Below are 24601 nucleotides of genomic sequence, written 5' to 3'. Positions count from 1 at the left end.
GAACCGACCAACACCACCCCGGCGACCGTCGCCGAAGTCATGGCTCAACTGGCCGAGGCTGACAAAGCCCGCGCCGAGCCCCAGCTGACCAGCCGCCAGCGCCGCGCCCGCACGGTCGCCCGCCTGGCCGCCGTTCAGGCCCTGTACCAGATGGAGCTGGCGGGCGAGGGCGTCGACAGCGTCGTGCGCGAGTTCCGCAATCACCGTTTTGACGCCGATATCGACGGCGCCCCCCTGGCCGAGGCGGACGAGGACTGGTTCGCCGCCGTCGTGCACGGCGTGGTCGAGGACCAGCGCGCGGTGGACGAGGCGGTCAAGGCGCGCCTGGCCTCCAACTGGCGGTTGGAGCGTCTGGACGCGACCCTGCGCGCCCTGCTGCGCAGCGGCGCCTGGGAGCTGAAGCACAAGCCCGACGTGCCGCGTGAAATCGTGATCGACGAATATGTCGAGCTGGCCAAGGCCTTCTTCGACGATGCGGAGGCGAAGTTCGTGAACGCGGCGCTTGACGGCGTGGCGCGCGATGCCCGCGATTGACGTCGCAGGCGAATTCGAGACCATCCAGCGGCTGCTGAAGCCGCTGGCGCACCCGGAATGGGCGCGGGGGCTGGCCGACGACGTGGCCGCGCTGCCCTCGCGTCCGGGGCACGACCTCATCCTGACCAAGGATGCGATCGTGGAGGGCGTCCACTTCCTGCCCGACGACCCGCTGGATACGGTGGCGCAGAAGCTTTTGCGCGTGAACCTGTCCGACCTCGCCGCCAAGGGGGCTGAGCCGTTCGGCTATCTTCTGGCCTGCCACTGGTCCCCACGCTGCGGCTGGCCCGAGCGCGAGGCCTTCGTCGCCGGGCTGCGGCGCGATCAGGCCATCTTCGACATTTCCCTGCTGGGCGGCGACACGGTGAAGACGCCGGGGCCGGCCAGCTTCTCGGCCACCCTGCTGGGCTGGGCGCCGTCGGGCGCGGCGGTCAGCCGAGCCGGGGCGCAACCGGGCGATCTGGTCTTCGTCACCGGCACCATCGGCGACGGCTGGCTGGGCCTTCAGGCCGCCCAGGCGACCCTGAGCCTGGAGCCCGAACGTATGGACGCGCTGGAGGCCGCTTATCGCACCCCCATGCCGCGCGTGGAGTTCGCACCTGTCGTTCTGGGCCTGGCGACCGCCAGCGCCGACGTGTCCGACGGCCTTCTGGCCGACGCCGCGCATATCGCCGAGGCCAGCGGCGTCAGTCTGGAGATCGACCTGGAGCGTCTGCCCATGTCGGCGGCGGCCCAGGCCTGGTTCGAGGGGCGCGTCGATCCGCAGGCGGCGCTGGAGCTGCTGGCCGGCGGCGGCGACGACTATGAGATCCTGCTGACCGTCCCGGCGGGCGCCGAAAACGCCCTGCGCCGTGAGGCCGAGCGGCGCCATCTGCGTCTGACCTGCTTCGGGCGGGTGGTCGAGGGCAGGGGGCTGTCGCCACGCTATCTGGGCCAGGTCATCACCCCGACGCGCACGGGCTGGACCCACGGCTGAGGGCAACGGAATCCTAACGGGACAGGGCCAGACTGTCGCCATGAACCGCCGCACCCTGATCCTCGCCGTCGCCGGCGCCGCCCTGTCGGGGGCGGCCGCAGCAGCCTCGCCATCGGCGGAGACGCCCGCTCAGCCGGCGAGCTTCAACCTGACCGGGGTGGGCCTGCCGATCATCGTGGGCGGTCGGGTTCGGAACTACATCTTCGTGGTGCTGAAGCTGCATCTGGGCGAAGGCCATGCTCTGGACGCGGTGAAGGCCAAGGAGCCCTATCTGCGCGACGCCCTGGTCCGCGCCGGGCATCGCACGCCCTTCGTCCTGGCCGACGACTGGAACCAGTTGGACGCTCAGGCCCTGAGCGCCAGCCTGATCCGCTCGGCCGATGCGCTGATCGGCAAGGGCGCGATCGCCCGCGTCGAGGTCGTCAGCCAGGCCGCGCGCCGCCGCACGACCGTTCGCGCCGTCTAAAAAGAGCGCTGTTGCGCCACGGCTCTGCTTTTGGCACGATTTAGCCGCAATTCCCGAGGGGCGTGAATTTGCGTCCGTAAGCGCACGGGGGGACCGGAAGGCGGCCGAGAGGCGAAAACGCCCGTAGCGCAGCCCATGGATCCGCGCGTCTAGTTGCATAGGGCTTGGAAACGCCATGACGTCATATCTTTGGCTGGTCATTGCGGCCGGCGCCTTGGGGGTGCTTTACGGCGCCGTCCAGACCGCCGCCCTGATGAAGGCCGACAGTGGTAATGAACGGATGCGTGAGATCGCCGCGGCGATCCAGGAAGGGGCATCCGCCTATCTGAAGCGTCAGTACACAACGATTGGCATTGTAGGGGTCGTGATCTTGGTCGCGGCCTTTTTTCTTATCGGGATCTGGGCCGCGCTCGGCTTCCTGATCGGCGCGGTCCTGTCGGGCGCGGCGGGCTATGCGGGGATGCTGATCTCCGTGCGCGCCAACGTCCGTACGGCCCAGGCCGCGTCGCAGAGCCTGTCCAAGGGTCTGGACCTGGCCTTCCGCTCGGGCGCCATCACCGGCATGTTCGTGGCGGGCGGCGCGCTTCTGGGCGTGTCCGGCTACTACGCCTTCATGACGCAGGGGCTGGGCCACGCCTCGACTAGTCGCGAAGTCATCGACGGCCTGGTGGCCCTGGGCTTCGGCGCCTCGTTGATCTCCATCTTCGCGCGACTGGGCGGCGGCATCTTCACCAAGGGGGCCGACGTCGGCGGCGACATGGTGGGCAAGGTCGAGGCCGGCATCCCTGAGGACGACCCCCGTAACGCCGCTACCATCGCGGACAATGTGGGCGACAACGTCGGCGACTGCGCCGGCATGGCCGCCGACCTGTTCGAGACCTATGCGGTGACGACGGTGGCGACCATGGTGCTGGCGGCCATCTTCTTCCGCAACCAGCCCTATGTCGACGTGCTGATGCTGCTGCCTCTGGCGATCTGCGGCGTCTGCATCGTGACCTCGATCATCGGCACCTTCTTCGTCCGTCTGGGCAAGAGCGGCAACATCATGGGCGCCCTGTATCAGGGGCTGATCGTGACCGGCCTGCTGTCGCTGGTCGCCGTCTGGTGGGTGATCAACCAACTTCTGCCGGGGGCGGTCGAAACCTCGGGCGGGCTATTGATCCAGCCCATGAATCTGTTCTGGGCGGGTGTTGTCGGCCTGCTGGTCACGGCGGCCATTGTGGTGATCACCGAATACTACACCGGCACGGGCTTCCGCCCGGTGAAGTCGGTGGCCAACGCCTCGGTCTCGGGGCACGGCACCAACGTCATCCAGGGCCTGGCCATGTCGCTGGAGGCCACGGCGCTTCCGGCTCTGACCATCATCGTCGGCATCGTCGCGGCCTATCAACTGGCGGGCCTGTTCGGCATCGCCATCGCCACCACCACCATGCTGGGCGTGGCGGGGATGATCGTGGCGCTGGACGCCTTCGGTCCGGTCACGGACAACGCGGGCGGCATCGCCGAGATGGCGGGCCTGCCGCCGGAAGTCCGCGTCTCGACCGACGCCCTAGACGCCGTAGGCAACACCACCAAGGCCGTGACCAAGGGCTACGCCATCGGTTCGGCGGGTCTGGGGGCGCTGGTCCTGTTCGCAGCCTATGTGGAGGATTTGAAGTTCTTCGCGGCCGAGGCGGCGCCGGGCAGCTTCTTCCACGGCCTGGGGACGGTCGCGTTTGATCTGTCCAACCCCTACGTCGTGGTCGGTCTGCTGTTCGGGGGGCTGCTGCCCTTCCTGTTCGGCGGCTTGTCGATGACGGCCGTGGGGCGCGCTGCTGAGGCGGTCGTGGCCGAGGTGCGGCGTCAGTTCCGCGAGAACCCCGGCATCATGACCTTCCAGACCAAGCCCGAATACGGCCGAGCCGTTGATATCCTGACCAGCGCGGCCATCCGCGAGATGATCGTGCCGTCGCTGCTGCCGGTGCTGTCTCCGATCGTCCTGTTCGTGGTCATCCTGTTCATCCAGCCGGACAAGGCCAACGCCTTCGCCGCCCTGGGGGCCATGCTGATGGGGGTGATCGTGACGGGTTTGTTTGTCGCCATCTCCATGACATCGGGCGGCGGCGCCTGGGACAACGCCAAGAAGGTGATCGAGGAAGGCTTCACCGACAAGAACGGCGTGGTTCACGGCAAGGGCTCGGAAGCTCACAAGGCCGCCGTCACCGGCGACACCGTGGGCGATCCCTACAAGGACACCTCCGGTCCGGCGGTGAACCCGATGATCAAGATCACCAACATCGTGGCCTTGCTGCTGCTGGCGGTGCTGGCGAGCGGCAAGATCGTCTGACCGCGCTTTGCTGAAACGGAAAACGCCCCGGAGAGCGATCTCCGGGGCGTTGTCTTTTTTGCGCCCTATGCTCGCGACGCAGTCGCTCGCGGCTTGAGGGCGCCTATCTTCTGGAGCTTAGTCCGGGCGGCGCTGGCCGGGCACGTCGTCCTCGGTGCGCGGCAGTTGGCCGCGGCCGACGTTGCCGAGCAGTTGTTCGAGAATGGTCAGCTGACGGCCGCGGGTCGGGGTTTCGCGGCGCTCCATGGCGATCTGGCGGCCGTCTTCCAGACCCAGGGTGCGGACGTTGGCGACCTTTTCACCGCCGTCGGCGAAGGTGATTTCGGTGACCGTCCGCTGCGACACTTCAGGCTTGTTGTAGGTGTAGCGTTGGGTCGTCTGGGTCAGGTAGTACCAGACGTTGTCGGTCTCGAAGGTCGAGGTGGTCGAGGGCGTGCCCAGCTTGGCCAGGACGGTTTCGCGGGTGTCGACGCCCGCCTCGATGTCCTGGGGCTTGGCGTCTACGGCCTGGAAGCCCTGGGTGGCGACGACCGGGGCGCAGGCGCCTGCAGCGGCGGCGAGCGAGGCGGCGATGATGAGCGACGTAAAACGGGGCATCGGCGATGGGCCTCTAGAAACAAGGTCTTTGACCTAACCGTCGCTGCGTCCTAGTGCAACGGCGCGGCGGAAAAGGGGCCGTAAAACCTATGTTCAAGACACTCTTCAGACGACAGACGCAAGAGCGCCAGGCGCAGGGCCTATACGCCCTGGCGGTGGAACAGGCGCGTCAGCCCGATTTTTACGCCCGCCTGGGCGTGGCGGATCGAATCGATGCGCGGTTCGAGCTCTACACCCTGCACGTCCTTCTGCTGTTCGTGCGGACCAAGGCTGAGGGCGAGCGCGGGGCCGATCTGGCCCAGAAGATGTTCGACACCTATGTCTCGGCTCTGGACAACGTTCTGCGTGAACTGGGCGTCGGCGACGTGTCTGTCGGCAAGAAGATGCGCAAGTTGGGCGAGGCCCTTTATGGCCGTATGAGCGCCTATGAGAAGGCACTGCGCGAAGGCGACCGCGACGGCTTTCAGGCTTCGATCGCGCGCAATGTGTTCGAGAGCGACGATCCCGCCGCCGGCGCTGAACTGACCCGTTATGCGCTGGAATCGCACGAACGCCTGGCGCGTCAGCCTATTTCCGCCGTGGAAAAGGCGCCTGACTGGGCCATGATCGTCGCATGACGATTCCCGCCCTGCCTTACAGCGACCCCGTCCGCCTGCATCAGATCGGGGCGAGCCTGTCCCGGCGCCTGGAGCCGGACGCCGAGGCGCGTCAGCGCATTGCGCGCGCGCTGAACCTGAAGTCGCTGGACCGTTTCGAGGCGGATCTGGAGGTGACGGCGACGGTTTCGGGCTGGCGCCTGACCGGGCGTGTCGTTGCCGATGCGGTCCAGTCCTGCGTGCTGACGCTGGAGCCTCTGCCCGTTCATGTCGACGATCGATTCGAGATCAATCTGGTCGAGGCCGTGGATACGGCGCCTTCGGACGAAGGGGAGATCGACCTGGAGCTGGACGACGATTCGCCCGACGTGGTGGAAAACGGTCAGATCGACCTGGGCCAGTATGCGGTCGAGCAACTGGCGCTGCATCTGGATCCCTATCCCCGCAAGGATGGCGCGGTGTTCGAGCAACCGCCTGAGCCGGGCGAGATCTCGCCTTTCGGCGTGTTGCGGGCCTTGAAGCCGAACGACGGCGACAAGAGTTGACCTAAGGGCGCCTCGGTTGCATCCACAGGGTGCGACATTTGCGTCTGCACGCCCTAACATTGAAGCGCCGCGACAAGACGGCGACGGAGTCGATTTCCACTTGGCATCATCCACATTGATCTCGCTCGACGCCATGGGGGGCGACCACGGTCCTGCCGTCGTGGTCGGCGGCGTGAAGGCTTATTATTCGCTGTATGGCGGCGACGGCGTGCGCTTCCTGCTGCACGGAGACGAGGCGGCGATCCGCCCCGAGATGGCGCGCCTGCACGTATCGGACGACCTTTGCCAGGTCCGGCACACCGACAAGGTCGTCGCCATGGACGAAAAGCCTGCTCAGGCCATGCGTCGAGGCAAGGGCTCCAGCCTCTGGAACGCGATCGAGGCGGTCAAGGCGGGCGAGGCCCAGGCCGCCGTCTCGGCGGGCAACACCGGCGCCTTGATGGCGATCTCCAAGCTGGTTCTGCGGATGGCGGTCGACGGGCTGGAGCGCCCGGCCATCGTCGCCAGTTGGCCGACCAAGCGCGGTTTCACCGCCGTTCTGGACGTCGGCGCCAACATCGGCAGCGATGCGCGCCAGTTGGTTGAGTTCGCCATCATGGGCGAGGCCTTCCAGTCCGCCGTGCATGGCGTGGCGCGGCCGACGGTCGGCCTGCTGAACGTCGGCTCCGAAGAGATGAAGGGCCACGAAGAGGTGCGCGAGGCCCACGCCGTGCTGCGCACCGACGCCGTGCCTGTGAACTACACCGGCTTTGTCGAGGGACATGACATCGCCGCCGGAACCGTGGATGTGGTGGTGACGGACGGATTCACCGGCAATATCGCGCTGAAGACGGCCGAAGGCACGGCCCGCTTCATCTCGGGACTGCTGAAGGAAGCGCTGACCTCCGGGCCTCTGGCCAAGCTGGGCGCTCTGATCGCCATGCCTGCCCTGAAGAAGATGGCGCGCCGCATCGACCCCAGCAGCGTCAACGGCGGCCCCTTGCTGGGTCTGAACGGCATCGTCGTAAAAAGCCACGGCGGCGCCACGGCCGAGGGTTACGCTAACGCCATCCGCGTGGCTGTCGAACTGGCCCGCAGTGACTATCTGACCAAGGTCAGCGCCAATTTCGCGCGTCTGGCGGCCGCGATGGACGAACCCGCGCCCGTCGTCATGGGAGAGACCGAACAGTGAGCGTCATCCGCAGCGTCGTTACCGGGGTCGGCTCCTTCCTGCCCGAGCAGGTCGTCACCAACGCCGACCTGACCAAGATCGTCGACACCTCCGACGAATGGATCATCGAGCGCACCGGCATCCGCCAGCGTCACAAGGCCCGCGACGACGAGCCGACCAGCGATCTGGCGCTCAAGGCGGCCGAGCGCGCCCTGGCGGACGCGGGCAAGACGGCGGCGGACGTCGATCTGATCATCGTCGCCACGACCACGCCGGACCAGACCTTCCCGGCGACAGCGGCCATCGTTCAGCGCAAGCTAGGCGCGCCGGTGGGCATCGCCTTCGACGTTCAGGCGGTCTGTTCGGGCTTCGTCTACGCCATGAGCGTGGCTGACGGCTTTGTCGCGCGCGGTCAGGCCAAATGCGCCCTGGTCATCGGCGCCGAGGAAATGACCAAGCTGATGGACTGGACGGATCGCACTACCTGCGTCCTGTTCGGCGACGGCGCCGGAGCCTTCGTGCTTGAGCCGGGCGAGGGGCAGGGGACCAAGGATGATCGCGGCGTGCTGGGCTTCGCCCTGCGCTGCGAGGGCGCCAAGGCTGACATGCTCTATGTCGACGGGGGCCCGGCCACGACGGGTACGGTCGGCCATCTGCGGATGCTGGGCAATCAGGTCTTCCGCCACGCCGTCGTGAACATCGCCGAGGCCATCACGGCCGCCGCCGAGGTTGCGGGCGTCGACATTCCCGAGATCGACTGGTTCGTGCCTCACCAGGCCAACCAACGCATCATCAAGGGCGTGGGCGATCGCCTGGGCCTGGACGAGGACAAGGTCATCTCGACCGTGGCCATGCACGCCAACACCTCGGCCGCCTCCATCCCGCTGGCGATGGACGTCGCCATCAAGGATGGGCGAATCAAGAAGGGCGATCTGGTCCTGGTCGAAGCCATGGGCGGCGGCCTGACATGGGGCGCGTGCGCCTTCCGATTCTAGATTTGCATTGAGGACTTTGATTTCCGGCCGTTTTGCCCTTCAATGCCCCGCCAATTGATTGCGGGGAGATGCAAGTGGCCGGACATCAGACGCTTACCCGTGCGGATTTGTGCGAAGCGGTCCACGAAGAGGTCGGGTTGTCCCGGCAGGAATGCTCCGGATTGGTCGAGCGCACGCTGGACCTGATCGTCGACTCTCTTGAGCAGGGCGAGACGGTCAAGCTGTCGGGCTTCGGCGTCTTCCAGGTCCGCGAGAAACGCGCCCGCATGGGCCGCAACCCCAAGACCGGCGAACCGGCCGCCATCAACCCCCGCCGCGTCATCAGCTTCCGCGCCTCACAGATCATGAAGAGCCGGGTGCACGACGCCGTCGTCGAGACCTGAGACCATTGGCCAAAAGCCCCAAAGCCTTCCGCACCATTTCTGAAGCGGCCGATGAAGTCGGCGCCCCCCAGCATGTGCTGAGGTTCTGGGAGACGAAGTTCGAGTTCGTCGCCCCGGTGAAGCGTGCGGGCGGCCGCCGTTTCTATCGCCCCGACGACATCATGGTGCTGAAGGCTGTGCGGCGGCTGCTGCACGACGAGGGGCTGACGATTCGCGGGGTGCAACGCCTGGTGCAGGATCAGGGTCTGGCGCGCCTGACGGCCTATGCCGACCCGGCCGCGACGCTCGAGATCGATTCGGGGGATCGGGTTGAAACGGTGTCGCAGGCGGCGGCGATTCCGGCAGCTCCGGCGCGCCTTGAGGCTCTGTTGAGCGAGCTGGAAGCGGCCAAGGCCCGGTTGGAGGGCGTTCTGCGCCGTTAAGACGGAAGTTGTTGTCGATAGAGCGTTTTAGGGTTTGCGGAGCACCGAACCGCCGTCTATACGGAGCGCCTTCGGAGCGTGGCGCAGCCTGGTAGCGCACTTGACTGGGGGTCAAGGGGTCGCAGGTTCGAATCCTGTCGCTCCGACCATCTAAATCTTTGATTTGGAATGGCTTTGAAGGGGTCGCCGTACGGCGACCCCTTTGCAATTGGGCGCTAGTGCGCTTCGCGAAAAAGACCAGTCTTCCAGTCAGAACTGTGAACAGGGCAGCCTACTGCTGAACGGCGCTGCGGCCGGGACCGAAACGAGCGCGGAAGTCTTCCAGGCGGATGGTGAACTCGTCCTGCGCCAGGAATTCCTCGTCCGTCATCTGAGGCTGCTCGTTCGGCTTGTACCAGAGTGCGTAGTTCGGCTCGTCCGAGGCGTAGCGTTTGAAGTGGGTCGAATAGGTGCGGACGCGCACGGTCGGAACCTCGCCCGTCATGTCGAAGGCCATCAAACGCAGCCAGCCGTCGCCAAGGCCCGGCGCCTTGGCCGCATCCAGCCCGGCGTCGACGGCGGCGCGGTTGCGGTCCTGATAGTCGGACAGCAGCTGATAGACGGCGCCGCCCTGGCGGTTCGGGTCGGTGCGGAAGGCCTGGCCGTTGTGATGGCCGCTCAGGACCATGAAGATCTGCGGGTTGCGGCTGATCAGCTTGTCCCACACGCCCTGGGCGCTGTTGTCGAAGGGATCGAGGGCGTTGATGTCCACGACCGGATGGGCGCGGCGCTGTCCCGTCTTGTCCAGGAAGTCGTGGGTGCTGATCAGGGTCGGCAGGCCGGGGTGGGCGTGGATGACGGTCTCGGCCCATTTCAGACTGGCGTCGGAAGGGGCGAACTGCAGGCCGATGTGCAGGAAACGGTAGCCGCCGGCCTCGAACACCTGGGCGCTGTCGGCGCCGCCGTCGAACGATCCGACGTACCAGGGGCGATCCCTGAAGAAGGGCGAGGCGGCGCCGAAGACGCGGACCCATTCGGTCAGCCCGCCGACATGGATCATGCCCAGGCGACGCAGGTCGCCCTCGGGCGCGGTCAGGTCGCGCGGCCAGGACTCTTCCCACCACTGGGCGTCATAGTCGTGATTGCCGGGCACGGCCGAGAAAGGCAGGGCGCCGTCCAGCAGGCGATAGGCGGCGATGGAGGCGGGGATCTCCACCTCGCGCACGCCCGGCGCCCATTTCGCCGGTCCGACGCCTGACGGCAGGGCGCGGGGACTGAAGCCGCGCGCGGCGTGATCCGGGTCGATGTCGATGACGGGGTGCTGCCATACGTCGCCCGCGCCGGTGGCGAAGACGATGTCGCCGCCGCGCGAGGCGGCGTTGTCGGCGATGAAGCGAAACTGCTCGGTCATCATGTCCCGCGCGTCGAACGGAAAGCCGGCCGCGCGCTGACGCGTGTGATCGACATAGTTCTGAGTGTCGGGGATCACGGCGATGGTGAAACGGGCGTCAGTCGCCTGCTGGGCCAGGCTGGGGGCGGCCGCCAGAAGGCCGAGGGCCAGGACGGCTGAACGGAACAGCTTACGCATCATCGACATGGACGCATCTTTCTTCGCGAGGAAAAGCGCGAGGCTTCGGAGCCGGGCCCGAAGCCTCGCAGGCAGAGATCAGTAGCGATAGCTAACCCGGGCGCCCCAGGTGCGCGGGGCGTTGGGCGAGCCGGTGGACGCTGAGATGAAGCGGTTGCGCGACTCTTCCGAATAGGCGTTCGTCAGGTTGTTGACGAAGAAGCCGAAGGCATAGCTGCCGTTCATCGGGCGGAACGTCAGGTTGGCGTTCATCAGCCAGTAGTCGCCGATGACCGAGTTGGACGAGGTGCTGAACTTCTCGCTGCGGTAGGCGTAGTTGGTTTCCGCCTCGACGCCCCAGTCGCCGATCTGGTGCTCGTAGGCGATCGAACCCTTGTAGTCGAAGCGCGGGAAGGGCAGGCGCTCGCCTGCACGATCGCTGTAGATGATGGTGTTGTATTCGCCCGTCACCGGATCCTTGGCGGCTTCGGTGGCCGAGGCGTTGACGAAGAAGAACTCGTCATACTCCCCGTATTTGTAGCCGACCGCCTGGGTGATGGTCAGGTTGTCCAGGGGCTGCCAGCGCAGCTCCAGCTCGGCGCCCTGGATATGCGACTTCGGCACGTTGATCATGCGGCCGACGCGCCCCGTCTGGGTGTAGAGCACGCCCTGAAGTTGCTGGTCGCGGTAGTCGTAGTAGTAGATCGCCGCGTTCGCCTGGAGGCGGTTGTCGAACAGGCTGGCCTTCACGCCGGTCTCATAGGCGATCAGCTCCTCGAACTTGAAGGGCTCCAGCTGATCGGGCAGGCCGCTGTTGTAGGTAGTGAAGCCGCCGGACTTCACCCCGCGCGAGACGTTGGCGTAGGCCAGGACGCTGTCGCTGAAGGCGTATTCAGCGCCGATCTTGCCAGTCCATTCGCCCATGCTCTGAGACTTGGAGGCGGTGGCGTTGACGCGCGGGACCGGAGCCAGAACCTCGGTCTTGAAGTCGTTCAGCTCGCGGGTCTCATCCTCGTAGCGCAGGCCGCCGATCAGGGTCAGGCGATCGGTCAGGCGGTAGTCCACATTGGCAAAGGCGCCTGTCGTCTGGACCTTCTGGCCGTAGGTGGTGCTCATCCAGAATCGGAGGCTCTTCGCTTCCGAGAAGTCGGAGTAGAAGCCGCCGTCGATGTCCTCGGTCGCGTGGTAGAGACCGGCCAGCCATTGCAGACGACCGTCGCCGTTCGAGGCCAGGCGCACTTCCTGCGAGATCGTCTCGATGTCGTTGAAGAAGTAGGTGCCGGCTTCGTTCGAGGCCGTGGCGTCCCAGTCGTTGAACTCCTTGCGGTCGAAGGACTCATAGGCGGCGACGGCGGTCAGGGCGGCCCAGCCGAGGTCGTGGTTCAGGCGCAGGCTGACGCCCTTGCCCTCGTTGTCGCGGAACGGCTTGGCGTTGGGCGAGACGCCGATCAGCTGGGCGAAATAGGGGGAGATGCCCCAGCCGGTGATCCGGTGGGCCGTGTCGATCGGATAGACCTTGCCGCCGCCCGAGGTGAAGGGGGTGGTGATCAGGCGCAGGCCCCGACCGTCCGACTTGTCCTGGCTGTAGTGGACGTTCAGGTCGAGGTCGGTCAGGTCGCTGGGGCGCCAGTTCAGGCGCAGGCGCAGGGCCTTGGTGTCCTTGTCGCCCAGAGTTTCGCCCGTGTCGCGGTGGTATTGCCAGCCGCCGCCCGTCTCGGCCGCGACGGCCAGGCGGGCGCTCAGGGTTCCGGCGACCGGACCCGAAACAAAGCCCTCGAACTTGGCGGCGTCATAGCTGCCGTAGCTGGCGTTGAAGCCGGCCGCGACATAGTCCGTCGGCGCTCCGGTGACGACGCTGACCGCGCCGCCGGTGGTGTTGCGGCCGTACAGCGTGCCCTGCGGCCCGCGCAGAACCTCGATGCGGGCGATGTCGAACAACTGGCCCTGGGTCATCACGCCATAGGGATAGGCGACTTCATCAATATAGACGCCGACGGTCGAGGTGTTGTTGGCGGCGTAGTCCGTCAGGCCGACGCCGCGGATGCGGAACTGGGGCTGGCCGCCGCCCAGCTGGCTGTCGACCTCCATGCTGGGGACGGCGTTTTCCAGGTCGTTGACCGTCTGGATGTTGCGCTTGTCCAGGTCTTCGCCCGATACGACCGTCAGGGCCAGGCCGACCTTCTGCGCGGATTCCTCGCGGCGCTGCGCGGTGACGATGATGTCCTGAACGGAGGTGGCCTGAGGCTCGGTCGCGACCTCGGCCGCCGCGGGCGCGGCCGCCGCAAGGAGCAGGGCGGCGCTCGAGGCGCCGAAAAGAAGACGGTTCATGTGTCGATCCATCGGGCAGCGCGGGCGATCCAGTCGCTCAGGCTGGAAAGTTGGGGAATGTCGCGAGCAGCCGTAGTTCTCACGCCGTGTGACCGGCCTTAAAAAAACAACTGTTCGACAACGTTTCCGCTGTAGGAGATGGTCGTGATGCTTTGGTGAAGCTTATTTGAAGTGTTGCTGTCGCGCTGCCTGTCGATGACTGTTCCGAATAAGGAACGATTGTTCGATTCAGTCGCGCTGGGTGACCAAGGTCTTGGCGACGGCTTGCAGGCGCGCAGCATCGGGCGCATCGCCCGTCGCCGCCGCCATGATGGCCGCGCCCTTGATCCATAAGGCGAAACGGGTGGCGGCGCGGCGCGTCAGGTCGAACTGAGGCGGCCAGAGTTCGCCGCGGTTGGTGTAGTTGCCGCCGCCTTCAGGCCCGCGCAGGATCATCGCCAGTTCCTGGAAGGACGGATCGCGACGCGCCTGCAGGCAGACCTGGGCGATCAGACGGGCGTACTTGACGTAGAAGCCGCGCTCGCCGCCCGCAGGCGTCTCCAGGGTAAGGGCCATCATCTCGCCCCACCGCTGCATATCCGGCGGACCGGCGCCTTGCGGATGTCGGTAGTCGAGGTAGCGGGGCATCTCGCGGAAGACCGCGTGCCAGACGGCGTCGATCACGAACCGCCGCATATCCGCCCAATGGTAGGCGATGGTGGAGGTCGAAGTGCCGACCTCCGTGCTGACCGAGCGGTTGGTGACGATCCCGACGCCTCCGCTCAGGATCTGGTCTGCGGCGACGTCGAGCAGACGCCGCTTGATGGAATCCGGTTCCAGTCCGTCGCTCGGCGCCTTGGGGATCACCATCCGATCGATATAGCTTTCGGTCGCTGAGGCCGGATCGTCGGGGCGGCCGAAGGCCCGATCGATCAGGCCGCCCAATCCCTCGGCCGCAATCGCCTTATAGTCCGAGCGACCGCCCAGGGCGCCGACGTAAAACTGCTCGATGATCAGGTAGGTGGAGATCGCCTCGCCGAACGCTTCCAGGCCGGGGCGACGCGACAGGAAGGCCGTCCAGGCGTCGCGCCGCATGAGATCCCAGCGTCGCAGCAGGGGAGGCAGGAAGGCCGCCGGGTCGGGGCTGACCAGCAGTTCTTCCCACACTCGGGCGAAGTCGGCAGAGGACGCGGCGCGTTCTCGTAAATAGCGGGCTGTCAGGGCCAGCAGGCTGTCGCGGCTGAGGGCCAGGTCGTCGACGGCGGCGAAGAAGGCCTCGTGGTAGGCCTCGTCCTGCTCGAACGCCCTGAAGGCGATGGCTTCGATCAGCCCCGCCTTGGCGCCGAACAGATTGACGATGACGGTGGTGCTCTTGCCGACGGCCTGGGCCAGGTCGCGCATGGTCAGGCCGCCCAGGCCGACGTCCGTGACCAGGGTCATGGCCGCGGCGACGACGCGGTCGGCCTCGAGCGAGCGTGATGAAGCGATCGTCGTCATCGCAGCGTGCATGGCCGCCTGAAGCGGTCGTGTCGAGACCTGATCGCTTTCTTGGGCAAGGCCTGCGACGAAAGACGGCGGACCCCGTCGCGGACTCAATCCTGAAGTTGGGGCGGGAAGGGCAGCACGAACTCGGACCGTTCGGGCGAGACGCCGAAGGTCGCTTCGCCGTCGCGACCGGCATACCGGCCCAGCAGGCTCGAATAGGTATAGAAGCGGATGGTGCGGGCCTCGGTGTCGAAGGCCATGAAACGCAGCCAGCCTGCGCCGCCGTTGGCCGAACCGGCCTGTCCGTCTGGGCCGACGGTGTTGCCCTGATAGTCTTGGATCAGTTGATAGACGGGACGCCCGGCGTCATTGTGGTCGATGCGCAGGTTCTCGCCGTTGGATACGCCCTCGATCGGGCGGGTGTAGTTGTGGCCGCTCAGGACCATAAAGATCATCGCGTTCTTGCGGATGAAACGGTCCCAGACCTGATCGGGCGGCAGGTTGTCTGCGCCCGCGAAATAGCTGTCGTAGCCGTTGGAGCGTTCCTGCACGTCAGGCTTCAGCCATTCATGGGTGGTGACGATGACGGGCGTGTCCGGATGGGCGTCGATCACGCCCTGGGCCCAGTCCAGCGCCGCCTGGGGCGGCTGCATCTCCAGCGACAGGTGCAGGAAGGACAGGCCGCCGGCCGTGAAGGTCTGGAAGCTGTTCAGACCGTTCGTCGAGGCGCCGCCATACCAGGCCTTATCCGTGAAATGGCGCGACTGGGGGCCGAAATAGAAGTTCCAGGCGCGGCCGCCCGACAGGGGTTCGGAGACGCCGTCGTAGCCGCGCCATGCATAGTTGTCGTAGTCGTGGTTGCCGGGAACCATGCCGAACGGCAGGCCGCTGTCGGTCAGGATCGAGAGGGCGCGGTTGGCGATGTCCCATTCTTCGCGCGTGTCGAAGAGCTGGTATTCGCCCTCTGCGTCCGGAATGGCGCGTCGGAACTGGCCGTCGCCATGCTGGACGATGTCGCCGACGAAGGTGACGAAGGCCAGGTTCTTGTCCTGGCGGGTCTCGACCAGATAGCGCATCTGCTGGTCGAAGGTGTCGGCGCCGCGCGGCTGGGGCAGGGTTATGTCGGCGTAGTTCTGGGTGTCGGAGACGACGGCGATGGTGAAGACCTCGGCCCAGGCCGGAACCGCCGCGCCCAGCAGCGCCGCGCTGAAGGCGACCGCCGCGCCCAAATGTTTGAACATCGTCATATGCGTCATCCTGAAACCGATATGCAGCCGCCCTTAGCGACGCTGTGTGACGCTTTGGCTGCGATGACGCGACTGAGCGCATCGGGGATGTGCTGATACGGAAATGTCGTGCGACCGACATGAGGCGGTGACGATGCGGCGTCATTGGGCGCGCGGTGAACCGACAGCCAAGCCAGCCCTTCGACATGGACGACGCGACGTCCGCCCTGACGCGCGACGAGGGATTCGCGGCGTTGACGCGGCGGTTGCGGGCGCCGTTGACGCATTTCTTCCTGCGGCGGTCGAAATCGTCGGCGGATGCGGAGGAGATGGTTCAGGATTTGTTCCTGCGCCTAATGCGCCGCGCGGACTTGATGAGCCTGCAGAACATCGACGGTTATGTCTTTGAGGCGGCGGCCAACATTGCGCGGGATCGGGGGCGCTATGAGCAGGCGCGGGGTCGAGGCCTGCATGTCGAGATCAACGACGCCGTGGCCGAGTATGACGCGCCTGACGCCGAACAGATCATCGCGGGGAGGCAGCGTTTGAAACGGATGCTGGCGGCGCTGGACGCCCTGCCGCCGCGTGCGCGGGCCGTGGTGATCCTGCGTCGGTTCGAGAACCTGACCTATCCGCAGATCGCCCAGCGTCTGGGCATTTCGGTCAGCGCGGTCGAGAAGCACATGGTGCGAGCCATGTCCGCGTTGAGGGTCGATCTGGTCGAGGGGGATCGCTGATGTTTCCGGTTCACCCCCGATTAAACGACGAGGAAGCGGTCGATCCGGCCGCCTTCTGGTTCGCGCGAATGAACGGCGGCGATACGCCCTGCCCTCAAGACGAGATCGCCTTCCGGCGGTGGTTGGATGAAGATCCTGGCCATATCCGCGACTATCGAGCCTGTCAGCAGGCGTGGAGAATGCTGGATCTTGAGGCGGGGCAGCCCGAGGTGTTGGCCCTGAGGGCGGCGGCGCTGGGGCGTGCCGATTCAGGCGCGACGCGACGGCGGGCTCTGCTCGGCCTGACCGGCGGGGCCATTGCGGCGTCCTGCGGCGGGCTGTGGGTGATGACGGCGTCGTCACCGGCGCGGGCGCTGATCGCGACCGAGGCGGGGCAGCGACTGACCGCGCCCCTGCCGGACGGGTCGGAGGTGACGTTGGCGCCGTCTTCTCGACTGCGCCTCGATTACGGCGCCGAACGTCGCGCGGCGGTGCTGGAAGCCGGTCAGGCCTATTTCCACATTCAGCCTGACGCCGAGGCCTTCGTCCTGCGCGTCGGCGATCGCTTGATGGCGACCGCGCAGGGGCGCTTCCAGGCGACCCACGCAGACCGAGGGCCGGAGGCGCTGGTCGAACAGGGACGGCTGAGGGTGGTTCAAAGAGGCGGCGCTGGCGCGCCTCTGATCCTGACGGCGGGGCAGGGCGGGCTGGCGCGCGGCGATGAACTGCGGGCCGCGCCGGCAGACGTCGAGGCCGAGACGGCCTGGCGGATGGGGCGTCTGGTCGTGCGCGACCGTCCGCTGAGCGAGGTGGTCGAACGCTTCAATCGCTATTCGGCGGAGCGGTTGACGCTGACGGATGCGGCGGCGGGGGAGGTCCGCATCTCAGGCTCGTTCCGCTATGACGGCGGGCAGGAGTTCGCCCTGGCTCTGGCGCGCGGGTTCGGCCTGTCGGTGCGGCGCACGACGGACGGGGACTGGCGCATCGGATCGCCCGAAAAAACGTCTGACGAAACGGCTGCGCTTTGATGAAATTTCCACGACGGGGTGGGGGTCTGCGCAGGCGCTTCCGTTTCTGAGGGGGAGCCGCCGACGAGCGGCGGACCAGATCTCAGGGGCTACCATGTTCATTTCCAAGCCGCGCGCCAGCGCCTTCAAGCGCATGCTGCTGGCCTGCTCGGCCGTCGCTGCGGTCGCAGCGGCGACGCCGGCTCTGGCCCAGTCGCCGAGCGGCGGCGCGGCCGTCTCCTTCGCCATCGAAAGCCAGTCGATGGAAGAGGCGCTGACGACGCTGGCGCGCACCGCCGACGTGCAGGTGCTGTTCGCGCCGGAAGCCGTGCGCGGTCGCCGCGCCAATCGCGTGGTCGGCGTCCTGGCGCCCGCCGAGGCGCTGCGCCGCATGGTGGAGGGCACGGGCCTGACCGTGACGCCGGTCGGCGCGCGCACCTTTTCTGTTGCAGTCGCTCATGCCGATCTCGGATCCGACGGCGTCACCGCGATCGAGGACGTGATCGTCACGGCTCAGAAGCGCGCCCAGCGCATCCAGGACGTGCCGCTGGCCGTCACCATGCTGAACGGTGAAGACGCCCTTCGTCGCGGCATCGACAGCGTGACCGACCTGGTGGACGAAGTTCCAGGCGTGTCGGTCAACTACGCCTTCGGCGGCACCAACTACGGCCTGATCAGCATCCGCGGCATCGGCGGCGCCGATGACTACAAGCCTAACGGCAATCCCTCGGTCGCCCTGCACGTCGACGGCGTCTATCAGACCTCGAACGCCTATCTGGGCATGCCTCTGTTCGACCTGGATCGGGTCGAGATCCTGAAAGGACCGCAAGGCACCCTGTACGGCCGCAACACCACGGCGGGCGTCATCAACGCCATCACAAAGGGGCCGGGCGAGGCGGTCGAATGCTCGGGCCGTCTTGAGTTCGGCAGCTATGACTATCTGGCGATGGAGGCGGCCGTCGGCGGTCCCCTGAGCGACACGGTCGGCGTGCGGCTGGCCGTGCTGGCCGAGCAGGGCGGCGGCTTCATGACCGGGGCGGGCGCGGGCGACCTGGCGGGCTTCCAGCCGGTCATCGCCGGCGTGACCCAGACCCACGTTCCGTCCATCGTCGATCCGGGCCGCCGTGAAGGTTTCGGCGACAAGGATCTGTTCGCCGGCCGGGCCACTGTCGCCTTCGATTTCACGCCGGACACCAACCTGACCGTGAAGCTGTTCGGCAGCCGCGACCGGGGCGACACGCGCCAGTACGACCGTATCTCGGCGACGCTGGACAGCAATATCGCCAATGCGGGCGAGAACGACGACCCGTACGAGTTCTATTCGTCGGAGTATCCGACCCACAGCATCGACATCTATGGCGTGTCGGCGGCGTTGCAGCATCGTCTGGGCGATGACCTGAATCTGGCGGTGATCGGCAACGTCCAGGGCACGACTCGCTCGGTGCAGGGCAACGGCGACGGCTCGCCCTATCCGGCCTCGCGCTTCGATGCCGATGAGACGCTGAACCAGACCTTGCTGGAAATGCGCTTGAGCGACGACAACGACGGTCGTCTGGACTGGATCGTGGGCGCCTTCTACGTCTCGGACGATATCGACTTCGACACCCACTGGACCAGCTATACGGCCCGGACCCAGTACGACAACCTGCACAAGCAGACGCGCAACAGCTTCGCCGTGTTCGGCCAGGTCGACTATGACCTGACCGACAAGCTGACCCTGTCGGGCGGCCTGCGTTACACCCGCGACGAGGCGACCTTCAGCGGGCGCAACGACGACCTGGACCCGTGGGGCATCTCGACCTTCACCAAGACCTTCGCCACGACCGATCCCTTCATCTGGGACCGCGCCTTCGAGGATGACAACGTGTCGGGTCGGGTCACGGCCAAATACGCCTTCACGCCGAACCTGAACGTCTTCGTTTCGGCGGGCACCGGCTATCGCGGCGGCGGCTTCGACGGCACCTCGATCTTCACCCAGGCCGAGACCCTGCCGTTCGATTCCGAAACCGTCACCGCCTATGAGGCCGGCCTGCGCTGGACGACGAACCGTCTTCGCCTGTCGGTGGACGTCTTCTCCTATGAATTCAAGGAGCTGCAAGCGACGACCCGTCTGGCCAATGACACCAACGGCCGCGCTAACGTCGGCGAGGCCGAGAGCAAGGGGATCGAGTTCGCACTCAACGCCGTCCTGTTCGAAAGCGCGAACCAGAGCCTGGATCTCGACGTCGCCGCCGCCGTCCTGGATACGGAGATCATCTCGTTCAGCTCGGCGCGCGTGGCCGAGGTGCTGTCGACCGTCGGCGACTCCCTGCCGGGCGCGCCGGACGTGACGGCGACGGTTTCGCTGAACCACGGCCTGGTGCTGGCCAACGGCTGGCGTCTGGACAGCCGCCTGTCGGTCTCGCACCACGGCGAGGAGAGCAACCGCCTGAACGCGGCTCCGGGCAATACGGCGGACGCCTATACCCTGCTGAACGCCCGCGTGGAGCTGCAGACGGCGGCCGACTGGGCGGTCTACGCCTATGGCCGCAACATCACCGACGAGGTGTATTTCCCTGAAAAGAACGGCGCTTCGCGTCTGGTCGGGGCGCCTGCGACCTATGGCGTGGGCCTTCGCTACAGGTTCTGACGACACTGAGGTCTCGCCGTCTCTCGCGTGTTGGAGCGGCGGCGCAACCTCACCAGCGCGTGCCGGCTAGCGGGCAGCGGGGTTTGCCTACGACAGCGAGCAGGAAGGTTTGTAGGTTGGCAGCCGGACGTGGCTATGGAAGGCCGCAAGCCTAGGTCAGCTTCGGCCCTGATGTCCGTCGAGGGAGGTTGATTGGCTTTGACGCGCGAGGCGTGATTAAACCAACTCATGCGCCAGATTTCATTGACCGTCATCGCCGTGTCCTTGTTGCTCGCCGGTTGCAACGCCGGCGCTTCCGCTCGAGACGGCGTGGATCAGGTGGGCACAGGATTAGGCGACGCCGTTACCGCGCCGCTTGAGGATCTAAATCTCAAGCGTCAGGAAATCCCAACCATTCTGCTTCAGGCGGAATCCAATCCGTATGACCTGCGCAACATGACGCGATGCTCGGTGATCGCTGCCGAAATCGGGCGATTGGATGAGGCTCTGGGCCCGGATACGGACGCTGCGCCCACCGATGATGGAACCTTTATGAGCGAGCGCGCTGCCGACGCTGCGGCAGGCGCGACGCTGGACGCCGTGCGCGGCACGGTGACGGACTTCATTCCGGCTCGCAGCTGGGTGCGCCGTCTGACCGGCGCCGACGCGCACAGCAAGCACGTTCAGTCAGCCATTCAGGCGGGCCTGCGTCGCCGCTCCTTCCTGAAGGGCGTGGGAATGCAGCGGAATTGTGCGCCTCCGGCTGCCCCGGCGGGCTTCGTTCCGCGTAGAGGCTAGGCCTTTAGGTGCCGCGCGCGGAAGTCGCGGCGGAACTGCTCGAACCGCCCCTCGGCGATGGCCGCGCGCATGGCGGCCGTCAGAGCCTGGAAGAAGGCGATGTTGTGCCAGCTCAGCAGGATCTTGCCGAGAATCTCATCAGCGCGGATCAGGTGGTGCAGGTAAGCCTTTGAATAATCTTGTGAGGCCGAGCAGGGAACTTCGAGGTCCAGAGGATCCTGATCCTCGGCGAAGCGGGCGTTCTTGAGATTCAACGGGCCGTCCCATGTCCAGGCCTGACCATGGCGCCCCGCGCGCGTCGGCAGGACGCAGTCGAACATGTCGACGCCACGATAGACCGCTTCGACCAGATCAATCGGCTTGCCGACGCCCATCAGATAGCGGGGGCGGTCCTTGGGCAGGAACTCCGGCGCGAAGTCCAACACCTCGCACATGGCCTCATGGCCCTCGCCGACGGCCAGGCCGCCGATAGCGTAGCCGTCGAAACCGATCTCCTGCAGGCGTTCTGAGGATTCACGGCGCAGGTTCTCATAGGTCGAACCCTGCTGAATGCCGAACAGGGCCTGCGCATCGCGCGTGCCGAAGGCGTTCTTGGAGCGCTGGGCCCAACGCGCCGACAACTCCATGCCTTCGCGCGCGCGCTTTTCCTCGGCGGGCCAGGCGACGCATTCGTCCAGCTGCATGACGATGTCGGAGCCGAGGCGGTCGGCCTGGATCTGAATCGAGCGCTCCGGCGTCAGGACGTGTTTGGAGCCGTCGATGTGGCTGGAGAAGGTCACGGCCTCCTCGGACAGCTTGGAGATGCCCGACAGGCTCATGACCTGGAAGCCGCCTGAGTCCGTCAGGATCGGCTTGTCCCAGCGCATGAAGTTATGGAGGCCGCCCAGGCGCTCCATCCGCTCGGGACCGGGCCGCAGCATCAAATGATAGGTGTTGCCCAGAATGATGTCCGCGCCGGTCTGCTTGACCTGATCCACCGTCATCGCCTTGACCGTTGCGGCGGTGCCGACGGGCATGAAGGCGGGGGTGCGGATATCGCCGCGCGTGGTTTTCAGCACGCCGGTGCGGGCGCGGCCTTCGACAGCGGAGATCTCAAACGGAAAAGGCATGGGCGTTCCTTGCAGGGAGGCGCGTCTTAGGCCGAACGGCGGGAGGCCGCCAGCCCTGGGCCTGCTTCGCCCCGGTACGGCGGCGGTTCTGTGGCGGCAATCCGGCGTTGTCGCCTTTGTTTGAATAGCGACGGTTGTTTGGCAACCGAACGATCACGCGGCTGTTAGGGCAGCGCACGAAACCGTGAAAGTCGCCTGATTAATGCTGCTCCGTTCGGGAACCCTGGGTTCCGTCTCTCTGCTTGCGCTCGCCGTCGCCCACCCTGCCTGGTCTCAGGATTCCATTGAAGTCACGCCGCCGTCGGGCGTCTCGGACGGTCCCGTCCAGGTGCAGGACGTGGTGGTGACGGGCCTGCGCGGCAGTCTGCGCTCGGCCCAGGCGCTGAAACGCAACGCCGACGAGGTGATGGACGCCATCGTCGCTGAGGACATCGGCAAGCTGCCGGACGTGAACGCCTCGGAATCCCTGGCGCGGGTCACGGGCATCCAGGTCGAACGAGGCGGCGGGGAGGCGTCGCGCGTGATCGTGCGGGGCCTGCCTGATGTGGCGACCACCTACAACGGCCGCGACATCTTCACGGACCAGGGGCGTTCGGTCGCCATGCAGGATTTCCCGGCGGCGGCCATCGCCGCGCTGGAGGTCTACAAGTCCAGTTCCGCCTGGCGGCTGGAATCGGGCATCGCCGGTCTGATCAATGTAAGGTCGCGGCGGCCGTTCGACTTCGACGGTTACGAGTTGTCGGCTTCGGCGAAGGGCTCCTACGCCACCCAGTCGGAAAGCTATGATCCGAACGGCGACATCCTGATCAGCAACCGGTGGAACACAGGTGCGGGCGAGGTCGGAGTCTTGCTGAACCTGTCATACACCAGCCTGCGCTATCTCGACTCCGTGCGCTGGGTCAGCGGCGGAATCGTCGCCGTGGATGGGCAGTCGGCTGATCCGGCGGTGCAGGACGCGTACTATCCCGATGCGATCGGCATCTTCTACGGGACCGGCGACCGCTGGCGGCCGTCGGCCAATCTGGCGTTGCAGTGGCGACCGAACGACCAGTGGGAATTCTACGTCGACGCCCTCTATCAAGGCTATCGCAACAAGATTTCGGACCGTCAGTTCATCGTGCCGCTGAACCACGAGACGACCCGGTTCGCGGATGTGACGCTGCGCGGCGGCGGCAATGAGATTCAGAGCCTGACCCAGATCGCCGGGCGTCGTCCGGAGCAGTGGCAGGGCGCCTCGACCGGCAAGACGAACACTTGGCAGGCGGCCGTGGGCGGCAGCTACAACGCCGGGCCGGTTCAGATCGCCTTCGATCTGGCGCGCACTGACAGTACCTATGAGTTTTCGAACTACAGCTTCGACACGGCCTTCACCCATGCGCCGGTGACGCTGATCGACTTCGATACGCCGGGCGAAGACGGCGGGGCGGCCTTCGAATTCCGCGACTTCGACGTCACGAACCCGGACAACTACGTCTATCGCGGTCTGTTCGATCGCCACTTCATCGGCGCGGGCGACGATTGGCAGGCGAAGATCGACCTGACCTATGACACGGGAAACAGCCTGATTCCGCAGTTGAAGTTCGGCGTGCGCTACGTCGATCGCAACGGCTCCTATCAGAACGGCGAGCGGTATCAGAACCAGGAAGACCTCGGTCTTCCGTTGACCACTCTTCCGGTCGAACTGGCCCTGATCCCGGCCGGGTTCAACGGCAGCGACGTTCAGGCCATGCGCGCCTGGGTGTCGCCGACCTACGACAGCTTGCGCGCCAACATGGACATCCTGCGCGCGCTGGCCGGGTTCGAGCCGGGTCGCCCGCCGATAAACCCTGTCCAGACCTATGAGGCGTCCGAAACGGCCTATACGGCCTATAGTCAGGCCGATTTCGCCATCAACACCCGCATCCCGATCGAGGGCGAGCTGGGGCTGCGGATCGTCGCCACCGACTTCAGCGTGCGTGGGACCAGCCGTTCGATCGAGGGCGAGAAAGAGGTCTTCACGCCGGTCGATCAGGGCGGACGCTACACCGACCTGCTGCCCAGCCTGGGCGTGCGATTCATGCTGGACGACGGCCTGATCCTGCGCATGGCGGCGAACCAGACGCGGACGCGCCCGGCCTTCGGTCAACTGAACCCCAGCCTGTTCGTCAGCCCTTCGGCCGATACTTCCGGTCGGCGTACGGCCTCGGGGGGCAATCCCGATCTGAAGCCGATCCAGTCGACCAACTACGACCTGACGCTGGAACGCTACTTCGCCGATACCGGCGCGGCGACCCTGGCTCTGTTCCGGCGCGAGATTTCAGGCTTCATCGCCGATCAGACGATGGACGTGGACGATCCCGTCTACGGCGTCCTGCGCGTCACGCGGCCGGTCAATCTGAACGACGCCGTGCTGCAGGGCGTCGAGGCGTCGTTCACGACCTTCTTCGACTATGGCTTCGTGCCGCAATGGGCGCGCTCCTTCGGCGTGCAGGCCAACGCCACCTACATCAACGGGGCGCTGCCCTATGTGTCGAAATATTCCTACAACCTGACCGGCATGTACGAGAACGGGCCGTGGACGGCGCGGCTGGCCTATAATCTGCGGACCAAGTTCGGCAACGGCGTCGTCGGCGAGCATGTCGACGACGTGGGGAGGCTAGACTTCTCGGCGGGCTGGTCGCCGACCGAGCGGATCACCATCAGCTTCGACGCGACCAACCTCCTGGGCCAGCCGTTCCGGTCGTTCTACGACTATGGCGAGGGCGTCTATCCGCGCGACGTGCGCCACGAAGAGAGCCTCTACACCGTGGGTCTGCGCTTCCGGTATTGA

21 protein-coding genes and 1 tRNA gene are annotated in these 24601 nt (G+C 66.2%); 16 read left to right on the top strand and 6 right to left on the bottom strand.

Annotated features, from left to right (window positions below; genetic code table 11):
* Positions 1-39 precede the first annotated feature (39 nt).
* From nusB to BJP32_RS04990, 4 genes are all read left to right on the top strand, one after another.
* A complete protein-coding gene (gene nusB / locus BJP32_RS05005) occupies positions 40-534 on the top strand; it encodes a transcription antitermination factor NusB (protein ID WP_083673904.1) in 495 nt (164 codons plus the stop codon).
* Positions 521-1510 carry a thiamine-phosphate kinase gene (gene thiL, locus BJP32_RS05000; protein ID WP_052748072.1) on the top strand — a complete coding sequence of 330 codons (990 nt, stop codon included), beginning with the start codon at positions 521-523 and terminating at the stop codon, positions 1508-1510. Before nusB ends, thiL begins: the two co-directional genes overlap by 14 nt.
* Before the next feature lie 40 nt (positions 1511-1550).
* On the top strand, positions 1551-1976 hold the full coding sequence (locus tag BJP32_RS04995; RefSeq protein ID WP_046653454.1) for a hypothetical protein: 426 nt from the start codon (positions 1551-1553) through the stop codon (positions 1974-1976).
* A 175-nt stretch (positions 1977-2151) separates the two neighbouring features.
* Positions 2152-4302, top strand: a complete 2151-nt coding sequence (locus tag BJP32_RS04990) for a sodium-translocating pyrophosphatase (protein ID WP_046653453.1) — start codon at positions 2152-2154, stop codon at positions 4300-4302.
* 117 nt (positions 4303-4419) lie between these two features.
* Here the strand turns inward: BJP32_RS04990 and BJP32_RS04985 are convergent, their stop codons facing one another.
* The gene (locus BJP32_RS04985; protein ID WP_003164749.1) at positions 4420-4899 is read right to left on the bottom strand and encodes an outer membrane protein assembly factor BamE; all 480 of its coding nucleotides are present in this window, start codon (positions 4897-4899) and stop codon (positions 4420-4422) included.
* 89 nt (positions 4900-4988) lie between these two features.
* Between BJP32_RS04985 and BJP32_RS04980 the strand changes: the two genes are divergently transcribed.
* The 7 genes from BJP32_RS04980 (at position 4989) to BJP32_RS04950 (ending at position 9139) form a co-directional block, all read left to right on the top strand.
* Positions 4989-5516 carry a ubiquinol-cytochrome C chaperone family protein gene (locus BJP32_RS04980; RefSeq protein ID WP_040345284.1) on the top strand — a complete coding sequence of 176 codons (528 nt, stop codon included), beginning with the start codon at positions 4989-4991 and terminating at the stop codon, positions 5514-5516.
* A complete protein-coding gene (locus BJP32_RS04975) occupies positions 5513-6040 on the top strand; it encodes a DUF177 domain-containing protein (protein WP_003164750.1) in 528 nt (175 codons plus the stop codon). The genes BJP32_RS04980 and BJP32_RS04975 overlap by 4 nt, the downstream gene beginning before the upstream one ends.
* Before the next feature lie 115 nt (positions 6041-6155).
* Positions 6156-7211 (top strand): phosphate acyltransferase PlsX, encoded by a 1056-nt coding sequence (gene plsX / locus BJP32_RS04970; RefSeq protein ID WP_083673886.1) that lies wholly within the window; start codon positions 6156-6158, stop codon positions 7209-7211.
* On the top strand, positions 7208-8185 hold the full coding sequence (locus tag BJP32_RS04965) for a beta-ketoacyl-ACP synthase III (protein ID WP_003164752.1): 978 nt from the start codon (positions 7208-7210) through the stop codon (positions 8183-8185). The genes plsX and BJP32_RS04965 overlap by 4 nt, the downstream gene beginning before the upstream one ends.
* Positions 8186-8259: 74 nt before the next feature.
* On the top strand, positions 8260-8568 hold the full coding sequence (locus tag BJP32_RS04960; RefSeq protein WP_369822381.1) for an integration host factor subunit alpha: 309 nt from the start codon (positions 8260-8262) through the stop codon (positions 8566-8568).
* A gap of 5 nt (positions 8569-8573) precedes the next feature.
* Complete coding sequence (locus tag BJP32_RS04955; protein ID WP_046653452.1) at positions 8574-8990, top strand: MerR family transcriptional regulator; 417 nt, start codon at positions 8574-8576, stop codon at positions 8988-8990.
* A 72-nt stretch (positions 8991-9062) separates the two neighbouring features.
* Positions 9063-9139 (top strand) — tRNA-Pro (locus tag BJP32_RS04950).
* A gap of 122 nt (positions 9140-9261) precedes the next feature.
* Here BJP32_RS04950 and BJP32_RS04945 read toward each other — a convergent pair.
* The 4 genes from BJP32_RS04945 to BJP32_RS04930 all read right to left on the bottom strand — a co-directional run bounded on the left by BJP32_RS04945 (position 9262) and on the right by BJP32_RS04930 (position 15575).
* Entirely contained in the window at positions 9262-10566 is a 1305-nt protein-coding gene (locus tag BJP32_RS04945) for a serine/threonine protein phosphatase (protein ID WP_046653451.1), read from the bottom strand.
* 69 nt (positions 10567-10635) lie between these two features.
* The gene (locus BJP32_RS04940; protein ID WP_046653449.1) at positions 10636-12864 is read right to left on the bottom strand and encodes a TonB-dependent receptor; all 2229 of its coding nucleotides are present in this window, start codon (positions 12862-12864) and stop codon (positions 10636-10638) included.
* A 228-nt stretch (positions 12865-13092) separates the two neighbouring features.
* Positions 13093-14340 carry a TetR/AcrR family transcriptional regulator gene (locus tag BJP32_RS04935; protein ID WP_233126721.1) on the bottom strand — a complete coding sequence of 416 codons (1248 nt, stop codon included), beginning with the start codon at positions 14338-14340 and terminating at the stop codon, positions 13093-13095.
* A 95-nt stretch (positions 14341-14435) separates the two neighbouring features.
* On the bottom strand, positions 14436-15575 hold the full coding sequence (locus tag BJP32_RS04930) for a metallophosphoesterase (protein ID WP_076223156.1): 1140 nt from the start codon (positions 15573-15575) through the stop codon (positions 14436-14438).
* Between the two features lie 155 nt (positions 15576-15730).
* Between BJP32_RS04930 and BJP32_RS04925 the strand changes: the two genes are divergently transcribed.
* The 4 genes from BJP32_RS04925 to BJP32_RS04910 all read left to right on the top strand — a co-directional run bounded on the left by BJP32_RS04925 (position 15731) and on the right by BJP32_RS04910 (position 20683).
* Positions 15731-16291, top strand: coding sequence for an RNA polymerase sigma factor (locus BJP32_RS04925; protein WP_083673884.1), 561 nt, complete (start codon positions 15731-15733; stop codon positions 16289-16291).
* Entirely contained in the window at positions 16291-17298 is a 1008-nt protein-coding gene (locus tag BJP32_RS04920; protein WP_046653444.1) for a FecR family protein, read from the top strand. The genes BJP32_RS04925 and BJP32_RS04920 overlap by 1 nt, the downstream gene beginning before the upstream one ends.
* 94 nt (positions 17299-17392) lie before the next feature.
* On the top strand, positions 17393-19906 hold the full coding sequence (locus BJP32_RS04915; protein ID WP_076223155.1) for a TonB-dependent receptor: 2514 nt from the start codon (positions 17393-17395) through the stop codon (positions 19904-19906).
* Between the two features lie 228 nt (positions 19907-20134).
* Positions 20135-20683: a hypothetical protein gene (locus BJP32_RS04910; RefSeq protein ID WP_046653441.1), complete on the top strand. Its 549-nt coding sequence runs from the start codon at positions 20135-20137 to the stop codon at positions 20681-20683.
* Here the strand turns inward: BJP32_RS04910 and tgt are convergent.
* The gene (tgt, locus tag BJP32_RS04905) at positions 20680-21792 is read right to left on the bottom strand and encodes a tRNA guanosine(34) transglycosylase Tgt (protein ID WP_046653440.1); all 1113 of its coding nucleotides are present in this window, start codon (positions 21790-21792) and stop codon (positions 20680-20682) included. The two genes, BJP32_RS04910 and tgt, sit on opposite strands and share 4 nt — an antisense overlap.
* A gap of 202 nt (positions 21793-21994) precedes the next feature.
* Between tgt and BJP32_RS04900 the strand changes: the two genes are divergently transcribed.
* The gene (locus BJP32_RS04900; protein WP_052748053.1) at positions 21995-24601 is read left to right on the top strand and encodes a TonB-dependent receptor; all 2607 of its coding nucleotides are present in this window, start codon (positions 21995-21997) and stop codon (positions 24599-24601) included.

This window comes from Brevundimonas sp. ZS04, from assembly GCF_001956865.1.
Classification (GTDB): domain Bacteria; phylum Pseudomonadota; class Alphaproteobacteria; order Caulobacterales; family Caulobacteraceae; genus Brevundimonas; species Brevundimonas diminuta.
Note: the sequence above shows the minus strand (reverse complement) of the source record. Positions and strands in the feature narration are given on the sequence as shown.

Coding starts and splice junctions, on each gene's coding strand:
- tgt (WP_046653440.1), bottom strand. CDS start 21,792: ATGCCTTTTCCGTTTGAGATCTCCGCTGTCGAAGGCCGCGCCCGCACC.
- BJP32_RS04915 (WP_076223155.1), top strand. CDS start 17,393: ATGTTCATTTCCAAGCCGCGCGCCAGCGCCTTCAAGCGCATGCTGCTG.
- BJP32_RS04920 (WP_046653444.1), top strand. CDS start 16,291: ATGTTTCCGGTTCACCCCCGATTAAACGACGAGGAAGCGGTCGATCCG.
- BJP32_RS04990 (WP_046653453.1), top strand. CDS start 2,152: ATGACGTCATATCTTTGGCTGGTCATTGCGGCCGGCGCCTTGGGGGTG.
- BJP32_RS04940 (WP_046653449.1), bottom strand. CDS start 12,864: ATGAACCGTCTTCTTTTCGGCGCCTCGAGCGCCGCCCTGCTCCTTGCG.
- BJP32_RS04930 (WP_076223156.1), bottom strand. CDS start 15,575: ATGACGATGTTCAAACATTTGGGCGCGGCGGTCGCCTTCAGCGCGGCG.
- nusB (WP_083673904.1), top strand. CDS start 40: ATGGCTCAACTGGCCGAGGCTGACAAAGCCCGCGCCGAGCCCCAGCTG.
- BJP32_RS04910 (WP_046653441.1), top strand. CDS start 20,135: ATGCGCCAGATTTCATTGACCGTCATCGCCGTGTCCTTGTTGCTCGCC.
- BJP32_RS04995 (WP_046653454.1), top strand. CDS start 1,551: ATGAACCGCCGCACCCTGATCCTCGCCGTCGCCGGCGCCGCCCTGTCG.
- BJP32_RS04975 (WP_003164750.1), top strand. CDS start 5,513: ATGACGATTCCCGCCCTGCCTTACAGCGACCCCGTCCGCCTGCATCAG.
- BJP32_RS04900 (WP_052748053.1), top strand. CDS start 21,995: ATGCTGCTCCGTTCGGGAACCCTGGGTTCCGTCTCTCTGCTTGCGCTC.
- BJP32_RS04980 (WP_040345284.1), top strand. CDS start 4,989: ATGTTCAAGACACTCTTCAGACGACAGACGCAAGAGCGCCAGGCGCAG.
- thiL (WP_052748072.1), top strand. CDS start 521: ATGCCCGCGATTGACGTCGCAGGCGAATTCGAGACCATCCAGCGGCTG.
- BJP32_RS04985 (WP_003164749.1), bottom strand. CDS start 4,899: ATGCCCCGTTTTACGTCGCTCATCATCGCCGCCTCGCTCGCCGCCGCT.
- BJP32_RS04945 (WP_046653451.1), bottom strand. CDS start 10,566: ATGTCGATGATGCGTAAGCTGTTCCGTTCAGCCGTCCTGGCCCTCGGC.
- BJP32_RS04935 (WP_233126721.1), bottom strand. CDS start 14,340: ATGACGACGATCGCTTCATCACGCTCGCTCGAGGCCGACCGCGTCGTC.